Annotated in this window: 14 protein-coding genes and 1 CRISPR repeat array; of the genes, 5 read left to right on the top strand and 9 right to left on the bottom strand. The window is 43.1% G+C overall.

Going from position 1 to position 15,362, the window contains the following annotated elements:
• Positions 1-26 precede the first annotated feature (26 nt).
• The 4 genes from csy3 to I6E83_RS07810 all read left to right on the top strand — a co-directional run bounded on the left by csy3 (position 27) and on the right by I6E83_RS07810 (position 5,449).
• Positions 27-1,052: a type I-F CRISPR-associated protein Csy3 gene (gene csy3, locus I6E83_RS07830; RefSeq protein ID WP_197100973.1), complete on the top strand. Its 1,026-nt coding sequence runs from the start codon at positions 27-29 to the stop codon at positions 1,050-1,052.
• 3 nt (positions 1,053-1,055) lie between these two features.
• Positions 1,056-1,670: a type I-F CRISPR-associated endoribonuclease Cas6/Csy4 gene (gene cas6f / locus I6E83_RS07825; protein WP_197100972.1), complete on the top strand. Its 615-nt coding sequence runs from the start codon at positions 1,056-1,058 to the stop codon at positions 1,668-1,670.
• A gap of 178 nt (positions 1,671-1,848) precedes the next feature.
• Positions 1,849-3,978: a CRISPR direct-repeat array (repeat unit 28 nt; unit sequence CTTCCTCACCGCATAGGTGACTTAGAAA).
• A gap of 140 nt (positions 3,979-4,118) precedes the next feature.
• The gene (locus tag I6E83_RS07815) at positions 4,119-5,252 is read left to right on the top strand and encodes an SEL1-like repeat protein (protein ID WP_197100970.1); all 1,134 of its coding nucleotides are present in this window, start codon (positions 4,119-4,121) and stop codon (positions 5,250-5,252) included.
• A gap of 14 nt (positions 5,253-5,266) precedes the next feature.
• On the top strand, positions 5,267-5,449 hold the full coding sequence (locus I6E83_RS07810) for a hypothetical protein (protein ID WP_197100968.1): 183 nt from the start codon (positions 5,267-5,269) through the stop codon (positions 5,447-5,449).
• 919 nt (positions 5,450-6,368) lie between these two features.
• On the opposite strand, the gene I6E83_RS07805 is transcribed toward I6E83_RS07810, so the two are convergent.
• The gene (locus tag I6E83_RS07805) at positions 6,369-6,611 is read right to left on the bottom strand and encodes an EamA family transporter (protein ID WP_197100967.1); all 243 of its coding nucleotides are present in this window, start codon (positions 6,609-6,611) and stop codon (positions 6,369-6,371) included.
• Positions 6,612-6,834: 223 nt separating this feature from the next.
• On the opposite strand from I6E83_RS07805, the gene I6E83_RS07800 reads away from it, so the two are divergent.
• Positions 6,835-7,194 carry a hypothetical protein gene (locus I6E83_RS07800; protein ID WP_227680875.1) on the top strand — a complete coding sequence of 120 codons (360 nt, stop codon included), beginning with the start codon at positions 6,835-6,837 and terminating at the stop codon, positions 7,192-7,194.
• 40 nt (positions 7,195-7,234) lie between these two features.
• Here the strand turns inward: I6E83_RS07800 and I6E83_RS07795 are convergent, their stop codons facing one another.
• The 8 genes from I6E83_RS07795 to I6E83_RS07760 all read right to left on the bottom strand — a co-directional run bounded on the left by I6E83_RS07795 (position 7,235) and on the right by I6E83_RS07760 (position 15,348).
• Entirely contained in the window at positions 7,235-8,527 is a 1,293-nt protein-coding gene (locus tag I6E83_RS07795; RefSeq protein WP_197100965.1) for a hypothetical protein, read from the bottom strand.
• Between the two features lie 91 nt (positions 8,528-8,618).
• The gene (tatC, locus tag I6E83_RS07790) at positions 8,619-9,485 is read right to left on the bottom strand and encodes a twin-arginine translocase subunit TatC (RefSeq protein ID WP_197100964.1); all 867 of its coding nucleotides are present in this window, start codon (positions 9,483-9,485) and stop codon (positions 8,619-8,621) included.
• Positions 9,482-9,853, bottom strand: coding sequence for a Sec-independent protein translocase protein TatB (gene tatB, locus I6E83_RS07785; protein WP_197100963.1), 372 nt, complete (start codon positions 9,851-9,853; stop codon positions 9,482-9,484). The genes tatC and tatB overlap by 4 nt, the downstream gene beginning before the upstream one ends.
• A 55-nt stretch (positions 9,854-9,908) precedes the next feature.
• Positions 9,909-10,169 carry a Sec-independent protein translocase subunit TatA gene (gene tatA, locus I6E83_RS07780; RefSeq protein ID WP_197100962.1) on the bottom strand — a complete coding sequence of 87 codons (261 nt, stop codon included), beginning with the start codon at positions 10,167-10,169 and terminating at the stop codon, positions 9,909-9,911.
• Positions 10,170-10,249: 80 nt separating this feature from the next.
• Positions 10,250-12,925 carry a copper-transporting P-type ATPase gene (locus I6E83_RS07775; RefSeq protein WP_227680874.1) on the bottom strand — a complete coding sequence of 892 codons (2,676 nt, stop codon included), beginning with the start codon at positions 12,923-12,925 and terminating at the stop codon, positions 10,250-10,252.
• 140 nt (positions 12,926-13,065) lie between these two features.
• On the bottom strand, positions 13,066-13,344 hold the full coding sequence (locus tag I6E83_RS07770; protein WP_197100960.1) for a DUF5676 family membrane protein: 279 nt from the start codon (positions 13,342-13,344) through the stop codon (positions 13,066-13,068).
• 431 nt (positions 13,345-13,775) lie between these two features.
• Complete coding sequence (locus tag I6E83_RS07765; RefSeq protein ID WP_197100958.1) at positions 13,776-14,261, bottom strand: DUF305 domain-containing protein; 486 nt, start codon at positions 14,259-14,261, stop codon at positions 13,776-13,778.
• 13 nt (positions 14,262-14,274) lie between these two features.
• On the bottom strand, positions 14,275-15,348 hold the full coding sequence (locus I6E83_RS07760; RefSeq protein ID WP_227680873.1) for a copper resistance protein B: 1,074 nt from the start codon (positions 15,346-15,348) through the stop codon (positions 14,275-14,277).
• Positions 15,349-15,362: the final 14 nt, after the last annotated feature.

Here is a 15,362-nt window from a genome sequence, read left to right as displayed (position 1 = left end):
CATTTATTATAATCATGGAGAATTACATGTCAAAAATAGCCCTAAAAACCGCTTCCGTTCTGGCCTTTGAGCGTAACTTAGATGTATCAGATGCCTATCTATGGCAAAAAGATAGTCAAGGAAGTAGCGAGAATAAAACGGCTTCACCCGTCATCGTCAAAGAAAAATCCGTACGTGGAACGATTAGTAATCGATTAAAAAATGCCATTACTAATGATCCAGCCAAACTAGATGCCGAGACCGAAAAAGCCAATTTGCAAAAAGTAGATTCGGCGTCATTGGACGAGAACAACGATACTTTAATCGCACGCTTCAGCCTGAAAGTTTTGCCTTTTACTGGCAAGCCTAACGTCTGTAATGATCAAGACTATCAACAGGCTTTAGAGCAAGTGGTCACTGATTATATCGACGCTCAAGGTGTTGATGAATTGGCGCGTCGGTATGCGATCAATGTACTAAATGCGCGTTGGTTATGGCGCAATCGTGTAGGCACTGAAAGTATCAAAGTAACGGTTAAGTGCAATGAGCAAACCGTCACTGTTGACGATGCAAAAGCCTATGGGCTAAAGGGTTTTGATAGTGATGACGCAAATATCAAACAAGTAGCTGATTGGGTTAAAGCAGGTCTAAATGGCGAAGCGTTCATTATCCTATATGTAGAAGCACAAGCGATCATTGGCTATGGTCAAGAGGTATATCCTTCACAGGAGCTCATTCTAGATACTGGTAGCAAAAAAAGTAAGGTACTGTACCGCGTCAGTGACTGCAAAGGCTCTGAGAATAATGCAGGCATGCATTCTCAAAAGATCAGCAATGCTATTCGCACTATCGATGATTGGTATCCTAATGCCGAGTTCCCTATCGCTGTCGAGCCGTATGGTGCGGTCACAACTTTGGGCACCGCTTTCCGTCAACCTAAAGAAAAAATGGACTTCTATAGCCTGTTTGATAATTGGGTATTGAAGGGTGATGCGCCAGACGTCAATCAGCAGCACTATGTCATGGGTGTACTTATCCGTGGTGGCGTGTTCGGTGCTAGCGGCAAGGAGTAAGTGATGACTGAATCAACAAGCCTTATCCATTACTGCGAGATTACCATCATCCCCGACCCTGAAATAGCGCCTTATTTTATTTGGAGTAAATTATTTGCCCAATTTCATATTGCACTAGCAGAAATGAAAAACAAGCATGGCATTGAATCCATCGGTGTCAGCTTCCCTGATTATCATTATGATGAAAAAGGTAAATCATCTAAATTAGGGCTGAAACTTCGCGTCTTCTCTCCTAGCCAAAGAGAGCTAGACACTCTCAATCTCGATAAATGGTTAGAGAGATTAACCGATTATGTGCATATCAAAGGCATCAAACAAGTACCGACAGATAGAGCAATTAGCTATGTTAGCGTACATCGCTATCGCTTCAAGCCTATCGATGTGCAAGCGCAAACCTTAGCCAAAAAGCTATCGATCAGCTACGATGAAGCGATGGTTATCGTCGCCAAACGCAAGCCTGAAATGGCACTGCCATTTATTCGAATGCGTAGCGAAACCAATAAGAGTTATTACCCCTTAAAAGTCTTGCAACAGCCTCGTAGTGAGGCAAAAGCAGGTCGATTTACGGTGTATGGTATGAACGGTATGACAAACAGTATTACCGTGCCACATTGGTAAGCACTGGTCGAGGTAATGACGAATTACCCAAAAATAGGGCGTAAAAACCCTTTTTTCCGACTGTTTAAAAACTTGTAGTTAAATCAATAAGTTATATCAATGTGAAAATTGGAGGGTAAAATAGGGTGTTTTGCCCTCTACGCCTTGTTGTAACTGATTTTTTTGAGGTATAATTCCTCTTCATCACCGCTCAGGTGACTTAGAAATATATAAGTTCTACCTGTACCGTATCTATTCCCTTCATCACCGCTCAGGTGACTTAGAAATGATAGGCATAATCTATGGTATTGGATAAATACTTCATCACCGCTCAGGTGACTTAGAAATTTGCATAGGAAGCACATTAGAAGCCACTCTACTTCATCACCGCTCAGGTGACTTAGAAAACTATATCGCTAGCTTCTGCTTCTTCACTGATCTTCATCACCGCTCAGGTGACTTAGAAAACCCCCTCGCCTTTAATGATAAATACAGCCAGCTTCATCACCGCTCAGGTGACTTAGAAAATTTGCCACGTTATTTGCGGTATGTACTCATCCTTCATCACCGCTCAGGTGACTTAGAAAAAGAGCAAACATTCCAACCCACCACCACATTGCTTCATCACCGCTCAGGTGACTTAGAAATTATCAAGTGGCTACCTTGCCGACTCAATAGACTTCATCACCGCTCAGGTGACTTAGAAAATGAAAGGAATCACACCTTTAGAAGTTCCTGACTTCATCACCGCTCAGGTGACTTAGAAACAACTATGTTTGGTGGTATTCCCGTCAGTTCTCTTCATCACCGCTCAGGTGACTTAGAAAACTTAAATGACTAGGCACATAAGTATTATATACTTCATCACCGCTCAGGTGACTTAGAAATTAAATAGGGTGTTTCAGTTGATAAAGAAGGACTTCATCACCGCTCAGGTGACTTAGAAAGCCAAAAGGTAAAGGTTCATTAGCACCAAAGCCTTCATCACCGCTCAGGTGACTTAGAAAGTATGTGATAGCAGCATAAGCCTTGCTTGAGCCTTCATCACCGCTCAGGTGACTTAGAAATTATCATCAAAGTATTGTACTGGTATCCATTTCTTCCTCACCGCATAGGTGACTTAGAAATTTATTCTCCTTAGTGGTCTTCTCTAAGTGGCCTTCCTCACCGCATAGGTGACTTAGAAACTAACCCAATCAGATGTAGGTTTATAAGGATACTTCCTCACCGCATAGGTGACTTAGAAACTAACCCAATCAGATGTAGGTTTATAAGGATACTTCCTCACCGCATAGGTGACTTAGAAAACTTCTGCCACTGGTGCGCCTGCTTGGGCTGCTCTTCCTCACCGCATAGGTGACTTAGAAACTATGGGGCAAGAAGAGTAACATTAAAGCGATCGTCCTCACCGCATAGGTGACTTAGAAATCTGAGTATTCACAGCCATTAAGATTGATGTTCTTCCTCACCGCATAGGTGACTTAGAAAGTGATTGCAGAAAACCGAGCTAACAAAAACCTCTTCCTCATCGCATAGGTGACTTAGAAATTTACCCACTTAACAAGACAAGTCTTTTTGTTTCTTCCTCACCGCATAGGTGACTTAGAAAAACCGCCCCAAGTACAAAAAACCCATTCTAGCCTTCCTCACCGCATAGGTGACTTAGAAAATACTCAAGAGGGGTTGACCAACTATTACCGTCTTCCTCACCGCATAGGTGACTTAGAAATAATAACGGCGTCGCAAGATTACATTATGTATCTTCCTCACCGCATAGGTGACTTAGAAACGCTGAAACCTGTTCCAGAGGGCTATTTGCTACTTCCTCACCGCATAGGTGACTTAGAAAACCCCACTGGATCAAGAGTGGCTAAACGACCACTTCCTCACCGCATAGGTGACTTAGAAATCTGTAAGTAACGCCTGTTGGAAGCCGAGCAACTTCCTCACCGCATAGGTGACTTAGAAAATAAACGCTTTCCAAGCCGCCGATCCGAAATACTTCCTCACCGCATAGGTGACTTAGAAAACCGATAGATGGGTCAGCCAATAAACCACCATCTTCCTCACCGCATAGGTGACTTAGAAATAAAACATCAATCATAAACAGTCGTAATACTACTTCCTCACCGCATAGGTGACTTAGAAATCCAGTGCGTCCAGTCGCGTGAGGATGCCCGCCTTCCTCACCGCATAGGTGACTTAGAAACAACCAAGTACAGATTCGGAATCGTCACCAATCTTCATCACCGCTCAGGTGACTTAGAAATATGGTGCATGGGTAAATGATGACCAAACAAGCTTCATCACCGCTCAGGTGACTTAGAAATCTCGTGTGATGCAAATATATTTCCTAAATACTTTGGAAGATATTGGTAGTTATAGTGAGCTAATGATAGCAGGGTATACGTTCGATATCTTAAACTGACAATCATTTAATTATAGAACACCCTTAAAATAGTGTAACATTTGTTTATTAAAATACTGGAAGATAAAAAGATGAGTTTGTTTCAAACCTTTATCCAGAAAATAGGCATAGTAGTCTTAGTCTTGGGTATAAGTGGTTCCGCATTAGCAGCAGATTTTGAGTCTATTAAAGCATTAGCAGAATCAGGAGATGTCAATGCTCAGCTTGAGCTTGCCGAAAAATATGAAGCGCTAGAAAAACGGGATCGTAAAGTTGTTAACTTTGAACCTCAAGAATTATATTATGAAGGTAAAGCAGTAGATAAAAATGCTAAAAAATCTTTGAGCTGGTACCTAAAAGCGGCTAAGCAAGGTAATGCTGTCGCCCAAGCGAAGGTTGGCGGTATTTATCATGATGGTATACATGTCAAGCTAGATTACTCTGAAGCCTTTAAGTGGTATCAAAAAGCAATCAAAGAAAACGTAGCCGAAGCACAGTTTGGTTTAGGGCTAATATATGCTTACGGCAATGAAGTACCTAAAGATCCAGAAAAATCAAAATATTGGCTTACAAAAGCAGCAGAACAAAACTATGTTCCCGCTTTGTTTAATCTTGCATATGAGTATCATGATCACTACGACGATCATGAAAGTCAAATAAAAGCGCTTGAATTATTTAAAAAAATGGCTAATGGAGATGACCCAGACGATGAGTATGTTGTTCGTTCTCAGTACGCATTAGGCTTTATGTACTACGATGGTTATGGTACTGAAGAAGATTATCAGAAGTCAGCCTACTGGTATCAAAAAGCGGCTGAGCACGGACATACTAGCGCGCAAACAGAGCTTGCTAGGATGTACTCTAGAGGTGAGGGTGTAGCTCAAAGTCATGATGAATCTATAAAGTGGTATAAAAAAGCAGCGAATCAAGGGAGTTTGCTGGCGCAGACGGGGCTAGCAATGATGTACTACGATGGTGAAGATGTCGCGCAAGATTATACTCAAGCGTTTAAATGGTTAAATAAAATAGTAGAAAGTGGCAAAGACGACTACTCTATTCAATTGATGCTTGCTTCGTTATATCTCAATGGCGATGGAGTCACTCAAAACGATGCTGAAGCAACCAAATGGTATGCTAAAGCTTGTCAAAACGGTAATCGCTACGGCTGTATTCAATATCGAGAATTAACCCAATAATAGAACAAGTCCATATGAAAACAGTCACATTCTGTCTACTAGCCAGCCTAGTTTTAAGCGCTCACGCGGCGGAGATAAAAACCAACTCATCGCTCGATGATACCGATCAAGTAGTGAATCAATTTCCGGTAGAGACTGCCTTACTCAATATCTATACTAAAGAAAGCAGTAGAACCTTATCAGCTATTGTATTATGAGTGAATAATGGTGTCAAAGCCACCTTCAGTACAAACCACTTATCCTTACCACCAAATTTATATGATTTAGACACACAGGCATTCGCGTTTATGATCAACATTTCTTTCATGTCGATAATTAATCGAGTCTGTCATGCATGTGTTCATTGAACAAAAAGTAGCTTGAGCTATATGGATTAATAATGAAAAATATTATAAATTTTAAGAAGTGATTTAAAATAACATCAAACCTTATTTTGATATCTTATAATTACAGGTCAATCTGTATCAGGAGTCTAAGCTTTACTCTTCTATTAATAGAACGTTTTCGCTCCACTTTCCACTCCCAAGCTATCACCCTAAACTACTTTTCTAGTTATCTTATCCATTCATACACCTACAAACTCTAGCTAATTCCTGAGTCACTCTAAATAGAATTGTCATCAATTTTGTCTCTAAAAGCTTAAAAGCATAGCAAGGCGTCACCTGCTGTCGTGTATTTCATTATTTTGCTTCCAATATTAACAAATTGGCTTTTAATTGTTTGCTAATCCTCGTAAATTATTAGTGGAGGTCAATATACAGGATATAACGACCAAGTCATCAACTCATTACCTAAGTGATAAGCACTAATAGATAGTATCGATCGCTAACTTCCAAACAACTACGGTACTTATCTGTCCAAACGAAGAAAAGCATATCATCTGCCGATTATCAAGACATTAAACAGCAATCTAATGATTCGAAAAACGCATTCCATATCGGTATTGCTAGTCAAGACCATAGAGACCAAACGAATAAGTGGCAGCACTCACCGCTACTACGGTTTTTTGTGCATATGATGCTTATTACTTATGAAAAACTATCCATTGTGAATTCAGTTTTTTGTCTCAAAAACATTTAACGTAAACTCTGTTTATGAGGACAAGAACAGCTAACGTTATATTGGCTGGTACTTTCTTTCCAGCTTTATCTTCATATTTGCCAATAACAACCCTGACAAAACCAAAATCATCGCCCGCATCTTCCACCACGTCACTATTTTTCCTGTGAGCAATACTGAGATTGCCATACCAAATGCTGGCATTAGTAGAGGAAACGGCATAACCTTGGAGGCAGTATTTCGACTGAGCAAATATGGCCACAGTACAAAGCCAATCAGGGTTGAGATGTAAATGCTCATCTGCCTTTAGGAGACGCCAGTAAGCGGCGTTTCGGTCTGGTAACGACGATCGAGTAAACATAAAATTGTATTTATTGCTATGGCTATTTTTGGAGGAATGATGACTCTTGCAAACCTATCCCGCCGAGCAGCGACATCAGCAGTGCTTGCCCTAATGATATGGAGCGTAAGTTTCTTTCTCCATTTTTTTTGGGAGATGGCACAGGTACCGTTCTTCTCCGGTATGGCCGAAGCGAGACACTGGGACGTGGTCTGGCTTTGTACGCGTGCGACCGTCGGTGATGCCAATATTGCTTTTGGCGCCTACGTGCTTGCGGCATTGTTTGTAAAAGATTGGCTTTGGATTGCAAAGCCGTGGCATCTGTCGACTTTATCGATATACCTTGGCGTTGGCCTGACCGTAACAATACTCTTTGAATACTGGGCAACTGGCGCTGGCCAAAGGTGGAATTATAGTGGGCTGATGCCTGATGTTCCGTTATTAAGCATAGGTGCGTTGCCGCTCGTTCAGTGGGTGGTCATTCCGATACTGTTAATCTACACTGTCAAGTGGATGTTCCTAGGTTGGCAGATATCCAATTAATAGAGGTTAGCATTAAGAGCAGTTGGTGCTATTTAGCTCATTACACCTGAAAGACGGGCGCAAACCCACCTCCTGGTGTACGGAAATTAGTCGTCTGACCTTGATACACACGCGCCGCAGGTAGTAGCAGTTGTCCGTCATACGTATAAAGACGTATATCCACCTTTCTCGTTGTTACAGTGTCATCAATTTTTATTGATCGCTCTCCTGCAGGAACAAAGGTCTGTACGATATAATCCTCATCAAGAATGTTCTCAAAAACGCGTCGAGTCAGCTTGCTACCGCGATAGACCCCTTTGCTTCCATGACCAGCAACTGGCTTAAAAAACAGCTGTTGCCGAGTACGCCACAACTCTGCTGTCTCGTCTCTTGATACGAGCTTAGTCCTTGGCACAGACTTTTCGAGACATTCTGCTGCTGCATCATTCAGTCCCCAAGCGCGCAATGTTTGCGGATCGGATAGCAAGGTCAGATTGTGCTTATTAGCCAACATAGCATGGACATGAGGATTAGGCGTTACTACCACAGCACCTTCTAGATACGCACGCTTAAGCAGTGCATGGTCAGGCTCCTCAAATGCGAAGTCGACCAACCGATTATAGATCATATCAATGGGCTTACCATGCGCTGTCAGCTTGCCATCGACATAGTCGAGTTCAGAGGGATCTAGTATCACAGTGTCAATGCCTCTAGCTTGGAGCAGTTGACGTGCTAACTGGAACTCCAAAAACATGAACTGACTCTTAGGATCATTATCCACGATAGCTATTCGGTTGGGCATAGCAACAGCAGACTGTCTTTGCCATTCCTGTTTGAACATAGTAAACACTGACTCCTCAAATGCGTCTAGCATTTGAGTGGTTAAAGCGCTCTGCTGTGAGGCATTACAGCAGCGTTTTTGTGCACGAGCGAGCAACACATTAAGAAACGCGCCACCAGCATTGGTATTGACCTCAATGAGCTGAGGACCGTCACGACCCAAGTGAAAGTCATAGCCCATGAGAGCCCCTATTGGACCAGGGTCAAAAGCAGAGATTTCTGGTGCCCACGACAGCGCTTGCTCTTGATACGGCGACAGCTTGGCAGCCAACTCGATAGCGTCAACGATCTGCTCCATCGTCGCTATCTCTGTCTTGGGGACGAACACCGGTGTTGCTGAAAAAAGCTTATTAAGCTCATTCGCTCCTATTGGATTGCTTCTAGTTTCCATTAATTGATCTTGAAGGCTTGTATTGAGCGCTTTACGATCGAGAGTAATACAGTAGCACTCTTGATTCAGTCGATTTGCGAGACCGTCATTCGTCTCATCGTTGTTGCTGGTTAAGTGTTCCATTTAAACCTCGTCGTTAAGTAGATTACTTACGCTGACATACTCTAGTAAACAGCAAAAAACAAAAGGGGTATTTGGCTTTTTTACGATGATGCTAGTTGCTTTTTAATGTCTCACTTCCTGAGTCTAAAGTGGTGCTTCGTTCCTCTTTGATTAACATTTTTGCTAAGAATAAACCCAACTCAAACAATAGCCACATAGGAATCGCTAGCAAGAGCATGGATATACCATCAGGCGGTGTTACTACCGCTGAAACCGCAAAGCAGCCGACAATGATATAACGGCGCTTGTCTTCTAAACTCTTAGTAGAAACGATTCCAACCATTATCAGTAGTAAGGTAACCACTGGAATTTCAAAAGTCAGTCCAAACACCATAAACAACTTGAGGGCAAAGCTCAGATAACTGTCAATATCGGTCATCGGTATAACGTTCTGCGGCGCGAATAGGATAAAAAATTTCAATACACCTTTGAGCACGACGAAGTAGGCAAAAGCAACACCCGTATAGAATAAAAATATCGAAGATAACAGCACAGGAATAGCAATTTTCTTCTCTTTCTTATATAAGCCAGCGGCGACAAACGACCAAATTTGATACAGAATATAAGGCATCGCTAAAAATGCGGCGACAAAAACCGTTAAGCGAATGGGTGCCATAAAGTTTGACGTTATATCAGTGGCAATCATAGTCGAATTAGCTGGCAACTGCGCTACCAATGGGTCTGATAAAAGATTATAGAGCTCGCGTGAAAATCCTACCAATGCTAAGAAAACAATCAAAACGGCTACGCATATTTTGATGAGATGCTTGCGTAGTTCAATCAAATGTTCAGTAATAGGCATATCACTGAGCGCATTCAGCACATTATCAGCCTCATCACTATGGGCAGTGTCTGGAACTTTAGCATTTGTATCCACTAACTTTTTCTGTCGATTTTTTTGGCGTTTAAATAAGCTCATTCATTCACCTTTTCTATAGGTGAAGAAGAAATGTTTGGCTGATGAGAATCGGTTGGTTGATGTGAAGCGTCTAAGCTCTGATTCTGCGAGTCTTCAAACTTTTGCATACTACCGCGCATCTCTGCTAGTTCACGCTTCATATCTGACTCAGTCTGACGGATTTTTACAAGCTCACTTTGTATTTGTTGGCGCGTTTCAGCCAGATCTAGCTCAGCTTCTATTTCAGACTGTAGAGTGGATACTGTACGGCGCAGTTTGGCATACCATTGCCCAGCCGTACGCGCAGCCTGCGGCAGTTTCTCTGGGCCCAATACGATTAAAGCAATGATGCCAAACAAGAGTAACTCGGAAAACCCGATATCAAACATAACAGTCACATATATTAAAAGACTATTTAGTGCCGCTATTTATAAGCGGCGCGCTTCATGCTTTGTGCTGATCATCAGTGGTGACAGGGCTGATTTCTGTATCATCAATCTGAGTATTTGCAACTGGACTACTATTTTCATGGTTAAGTGAACGATTATTGCGAGCATGCGAGGTTTCTTCATCTTTGACTGCTTCTTTAAAACCCTTTACTGCACCGCCTAAATCTTTGCCCGCATTTTTAAGCTTAGCGGTGCCAAATACGACGACCACCACAACCAATAAAATCAGCCAATGTGTAATAGAAAAGCTGCCCATAACGTGATCCTTATATTTTAAAGTCTTGATAACACCAGTATGTATATGTGTGCTTTAGAAACTGCTCTACCGTACCGAAATTACAGTTTCAAGCGACGCAATCGCAGCGCGTTGCCAATAACAGATACTGAAGATAGACTCATCGCAGCGGCCGCTATCATTGGACTGAGCAACAGCCCAAAGAATGGATACAGAACGCCTGCCGCAAGCGGTATACCAAGCGCATTGTAGATAAACGCAAAAAACAGGTTTTGTCTGATATTTCGCATCGTAGAATGACTCAGTTTATGGGCTCTGACGATTCCCATCAGATCACCCTTCACTAGCGTGATGCCAGCACTTTCCATAGCCACATCTGTTCCTGTGCCCATGGCAATGCCAACGTTAGCCTGTGCAAGAGCGGGAGCATCGTTAATACCGTCACCCGCCATCGCCACGACCTTGCCGCTATTTTGTAGCTCTTTGATAATACGGTTTTTGTCTTCTGGAGAGACGTCAGCATGTACCTCATCAATATTTAACTTACTGGCAACGGCTCTAGCGGTTATTTCGTTGTCACCTGTTAGCATGACCACTTTTAGTCCAGCCTGATGCAGTAAAGATATCGCTTCGCTGGTACTCGGCTTGATCGGATCAGCGACTGATATTAAACCAGCAGCTTGGCCGTTTACTGCTACAAACATTACCGTTTCGCCGTCTTTTCTGCGCTTATCAGCACGTTCTGAAAGCGTACTGTCAAAGCTATCAAGACGTTGCATAAATTTTGAGTTGCCTACAGCGACTTGCTTGCCATTAACCAGCGCTTGTGCGCCTTCGCCAGTGGTTGAGCTAAAATCACTGGCTTTAGCAATATCAAGAGATTTTTCCTGCGCAGCTTTAACGATAGCTTCTGCCAAAGGATGCTCGCTGGCAGTCTCTACCGCAGCGACAAGTATAAGCAGTTCATTTTCATCTAAGCCACCAAGTGTTTCGATGGCAGTGAGCTCTGGTTTGCCTGCGGTTAATGTTCCCGTTTTATCGACAACGATGGTATCGACTTTTTCCATGCTCTCTAACGCTTCAGCGTTTTTGATAAGCACGCCATTCTGAGCACCCTTGCCAGTACCGACCATAATCGACATAGGCGTGGCAAGTCCTAACGCACAAGGGCAAGCGATGATTAACACTGCAATAGCGTTGACCAGTGCAAAGGCCATGGCAGGCGCAGGTCCGAAAATAGCCCAGACGATAAAAGTTATGATAGAGCAGATAAGGACAATTGGCACAAACCATCCAGCCACCTTATCCACCAGCTTCTGTATTGGTGCACGACTGCGCTGGGCTTCAGCAACCATTTTGACGATCTTGGACAGTACCGTGTCATCACCCACGTCAACCGCTTCAACCAGTAGGGTTCCCGTGCCGTTTACTGTACCACCAGTAACCGTATCGCCTTTTGCTTTAGAAACCGGAATAGGTTCCCCCGTTACCATCGACTCATCGATACTGCTGCTGCCTTCAAGCACAATGCCATCTACAGGGAGTTTCTCTCCTGGCTTAACCCGTAATTTGTCGCCACTGATAACTTCGTCAAGGGAAACTTCTGTCTCAACGCCTTGCTCATCTACCCGCCTTGCATTTGGTGGTGCCAACTCAAGAAGAGCACGAATTGCGCCAGAAGTCTGGCTTCGGGCTTTAAGCTCTAGAACCTGACCTAGTAGTACCAATGTCGTGATAACCGCTGCTGCTTCATAATAAACACCGACTCGACCAGATGCATCCCTAAAACTGTCTGGGAAAATGCCCGGAATAAAGGTTGCTACCAGACTGAAACCAAATGCTGTGCCTACACCTATCGCAATTAGGGTAAACATATTTAGGTTGCGACTTTTTATGGATTGCCAACCTCGCACGAAGAAAGGTGCTGCTCCCCATAACACCACTGGTACCGCAAGCGCCAACTGTATCCACTGAGCAATCTGCCCAGCGATATCGCCCTGACCGCCTTGAATGAAGCTGTCTAAATTTATACCTACCATATCGCTCATTGCGTATAAAAATAAAGGAACGGTCAGCACGGTACAAATCCAAAAACGCCGAGTCATGTCATCGAGCTCTGAGGTATCCTCTTCACCACTAGTAACAGTCTCTGATTCAAGTGCCATGCCACATATGGGACAACCACTATTCTCAATATCTCTGACTTCGGGATGCATAGGGCAGGTATAAATGATTCCGCTGTAGCCAGCTGGCACCTTATCGTACTTGCCGCCTTTTATAGAGTTTACCTTAGTACGGTCAGTATTCTTTCCATGACAGTGTGCATGACTGTCTTCATCAGCAACCTCGTCCTCAGGTTTGAGAAACATACCGCATATTGGGCAATCGCTTTTTTCCACATCTCTGACTTCGGGATGCATAGGACAGGTATAAACGGTACCGCTGTAATTTTCTGGTACTTTGTCGTATTTACTCTCTTTAGTAAGATGGGCATCGGTATTCGACGGGCTATGGCAGCTTGCATGGTCATCTTTCATTGCTACCATCTCGGCAACAGTGTCTGCAGATTTAAGAGACATTTTGCATATTGGACAGCCGCTATCTGTAACGTCTCTCACCTCTGGATGCATCGGACAGGTATAAATGGTTCCACTGTAACCAGTTGGTACCTTATCGTAAGTGGTATCTTTATTGGATTCTATGCCTGTATTAGCTGTACCGTCACAGCAATCATGGTCTTCGCTATCCGAAGTATTTTTCGTCGTATCGTGTTTCATGACTATGTTCCCGTTATTGATTGCAATGATAGTTTAGGTCTAAGTCACCAGCTTTTGATCCCATCCAAGATTGGCGCACTGTCCGTCGTTCTCAGCATAGCTGACCTATCTGAGCCGAAGATTCAATGGCTACGCTAGACTCATCCTGCTTTAGCAAACCAGCGATATAGCGGTACAAACACAATCGCAAAATACCAACCATAAAGATAGGATTCGACAAATCCAATTAGGAAACCTGACCATGTCAGCCATTCAAAACCAGGTAGCAGCGGTGCCCAAGCCTCATGCATGCTTATCTGCTCAGGTGCGAGTAGGCCAAAGCCTATGCACAAGAGATAGCTAATGAGCAGAAACAGAGAAAAGCTGTTGCCCACAGGACCAATTCTTAAAGTATTCGCTTTTGAATTCAATTCGTTCATCTTGACTCTCCTTGGTGGATGCTATACACCGCTTTCGTCACCACCAAACAACGGTATGGTATATGACCCGAACATCCGAGCCAGAAAGCTTTGCGCAATAATTATAGAAAATTACATCAGCAGAGCATTAAAACCGGTCGTCAAACAGTCTCCATATACTTGATGCAAGTACGTCGCAGCACCGCCAGCTGACGGGTAAGCGTTAGAGATTTTGATATAGGAGTAAGCACTAAAAGAGACAACAATTGCAGCAGCCAGAAGGCCAGTAGGGAAAGTGAACCATGCATACTCAGCCTTTTATTGCTTTTTCATGAGCAATGTTTTGATTCTGTAGTGAAAGTAGCTTTGAATAAAAAGACCTATATGCTTAAGTCTATCATTTGATAGACCATTATTTTATTTGTTTAAAATATTCCTATCAGTATAGATCGTTATTCAAGCTCATCAATCAATTGCTTCATCTCAGCGATTTCACGCTTTTGTGCTTTTACAATATCGTCAGCAAGCTGCTGTACACGCGGATCTTCAATATCAGCGCGACTACTGGTGAGAATAGCAATCGAGTGATGCGGTATCATCGCTTGCATCCAATCGACTTGATCGACAGTTGCTTGTGATCTAACGCCCCAAATTCCGACGGCAAACATCAATACGCTTAGACCACAGATCATCAAATTGACCTTGGTCTTCTTATACATATTGGTCATAAATGCCAACATGACCACTGCCATACCGGCACCCATATATAGCGCCATATAAGCTCGGGTTTCACTAAAGTAAATATGATCCCATTCATAAGTATTGAAATACATCATGATGTACATCACAATCGTAGACGTCACAATCATCAGGGTGAACTTTACATACGGGTTCATGCCCTGTTGATGATTCATGTTGTTTTGATCTGAAGTATTCATAGTATATCTTCTATTATTTTAATAATATNTTGCCAAGCGCTGTCTCATAACTAACACCCACATAAGGGGCTAGCTGGCGACTGAACATCTCGTAAGTCAGCCTTACCTCGGTTTCCATTTCATTAAAGCCTTTGGTAATACCATTATCATGGTCATCTTTACTAAAGGCAGTCAATCCAACCTCTGGTATGACCACCCAATGCTGATCCAAACGCCATTCGTACTCTGCGCCCAGATCAAGACGAAGTTGACCATCGGTATATAAGTAGGCTCTCGCATCTGTTTCGATGAAATACGGCGCGGTGCCGACAATACCTGCCATCACTGCAGCGTTATCGTTTTCAGTATCGTAAGCGACACCAGCTTCACCATTCCAAAAAATGCTCAGTGGTTTCCAATAAGCAAGCGAGCTCAAGCTATCTATTTCTTTATCATCTTTAGTCTGAGCACTACCTTCCGTGCGTAGTCTTATACGATTGCTATCAGTACCGTACCAACCCGTCGCCTCGAAGTTGATTTGGTCTTCATCAAACTGATAGCCCAAGTCGTCTACTGACACTCCCCATAATGGCATGCTGCCCATCATCATTGGCTTACCATACTGTCCGTAGGGAACCCCATTTGAATAGTCTGGACTGCGAGCATCGGCTGGTGGCTGCCCACCTTGCATACCAGACATATCCATGCCACTGTGATCCATACCAGACATATCGCCTGACATATCCATGCCGCTGTGATCCATACCAGACATATCGCCTGACATATCCATACCACTATGATCCATATCAGACATATCGCCCGACATATCCATACCGCTATGATCCATATCAGACATATCGCCTGACATATCCATGCCACTGTGATCCATATCAGACATATCACCTGACATATCCATACCGCTATGATCCATGCCAGACATATCACCTGACATATCCATGCCGCTGTGATCCATATCAGACATATCGCCCGACATATCCATACCACTGTGATCCATATCAGACATCTCAGCAGCTGTTGCAAAGGATGATGTGAGCAAGACTAGCGATGACAAACCAATAAATGGCAGATTTTTCTTAGATATTTTCATAATAAGCCTCATAT

Source organism: Psychrobacter sp. SZ93C1 (assembly GCF_015864635.1).
Classification (GTDB): Bacteria; Pseudomonadota; Gammaproteobacteria; order Pseudomonadales; family Moraxellaceae; genus Psychrobacter; species Psychrobacter fozii.
The sequence above is the reverse complement of the archived record's forward strand: the minus strand, read 5'-3'. Positions and strand labels throughout refer to the sequence as shown.

Bases quoted from the DNA above. Each gene is read 5' to 3' on its own strand.
- I6E83_RS07765 (WP_197100958.1), bottom strand. From the start codon at position 14,261: ATGAATACTTCAGATCAAAACAACATGAATCATCAACAGGGCATGAAC.
- I6E83_RS07775 (WP_227680874.1), bottom strand. From the start codon at position 12,925: ATGAAACACGATACGACGAAAAATACTTCGGATAGCGAAGACCATGAT.
- I6E83_RS07795 (WP_197100965.1), bottom strand. From the start codon at position 8,527: ATGGAACACTTAACCAGCAACAACGATGAGACGAATGACGGTCTCGCA.
- cas6f (WP_197100972.1), top strand. From the start codon at position 1,056: ATGACTGAATCAACAAGCCTTATCCATTACTGCGAGATTACCATCATC.
- I6E83_RS07770 (WP_197100960.1), bottom strand. From the start codon at position 13,344: ATGAACGAATTGAATTCAAAAGCGAATACTTTAAGAATTGGTCCTGTG.
- tatA (WP_197100962.1), bottom strand. From the start codon at position 10,169: ATGGGCAGCTTTTCTATTACACATTGGCTGATTTTATTGGTTGTGGTG.
- I6E83_RS07800 (WP_227680875.1), top strand. From the start codon at position 6,835: ATGGCCGAAGCGAGACACTGGGACGTGGTCTGGCTTTGTACGCGTGCG.
- tatB (WP_197100963.1), bottom strand. From the start codon at position 9,853: ATGTTTGATATCGGGTTTTCCGAGTTACTCTTGTTTGGCATCATTGCT.
- I6E83_RS07810 (WP_197100968.1), top strand. From the start codon at position 5,267: ATGAAAACAGTCACATTCTGTCTACTAGCCAGCCTAGTTTTAAGCGCT.
- csy3 (WP_197100973.1), top strand. From the start codon at position 27: ATGTCAAAAATAGCCCTAAAAACCGCTTCCGTTCTGGCCTTTGAGCGT.
- tatC (WP_197100964.1), bottom strand. From the start codon at position 9,485: ATGAGCTTATTTAAACGCCAAAAAAATCGACAGAAAAAGTTAGTGGAT.
- I6E83_RS07805 (WP_197100967.1), bottom strand. From the start codon at position 6,611: ATGAGCATTTACATCTCAACCCTGATTGGCTTTGTACTGTGGCCATAT.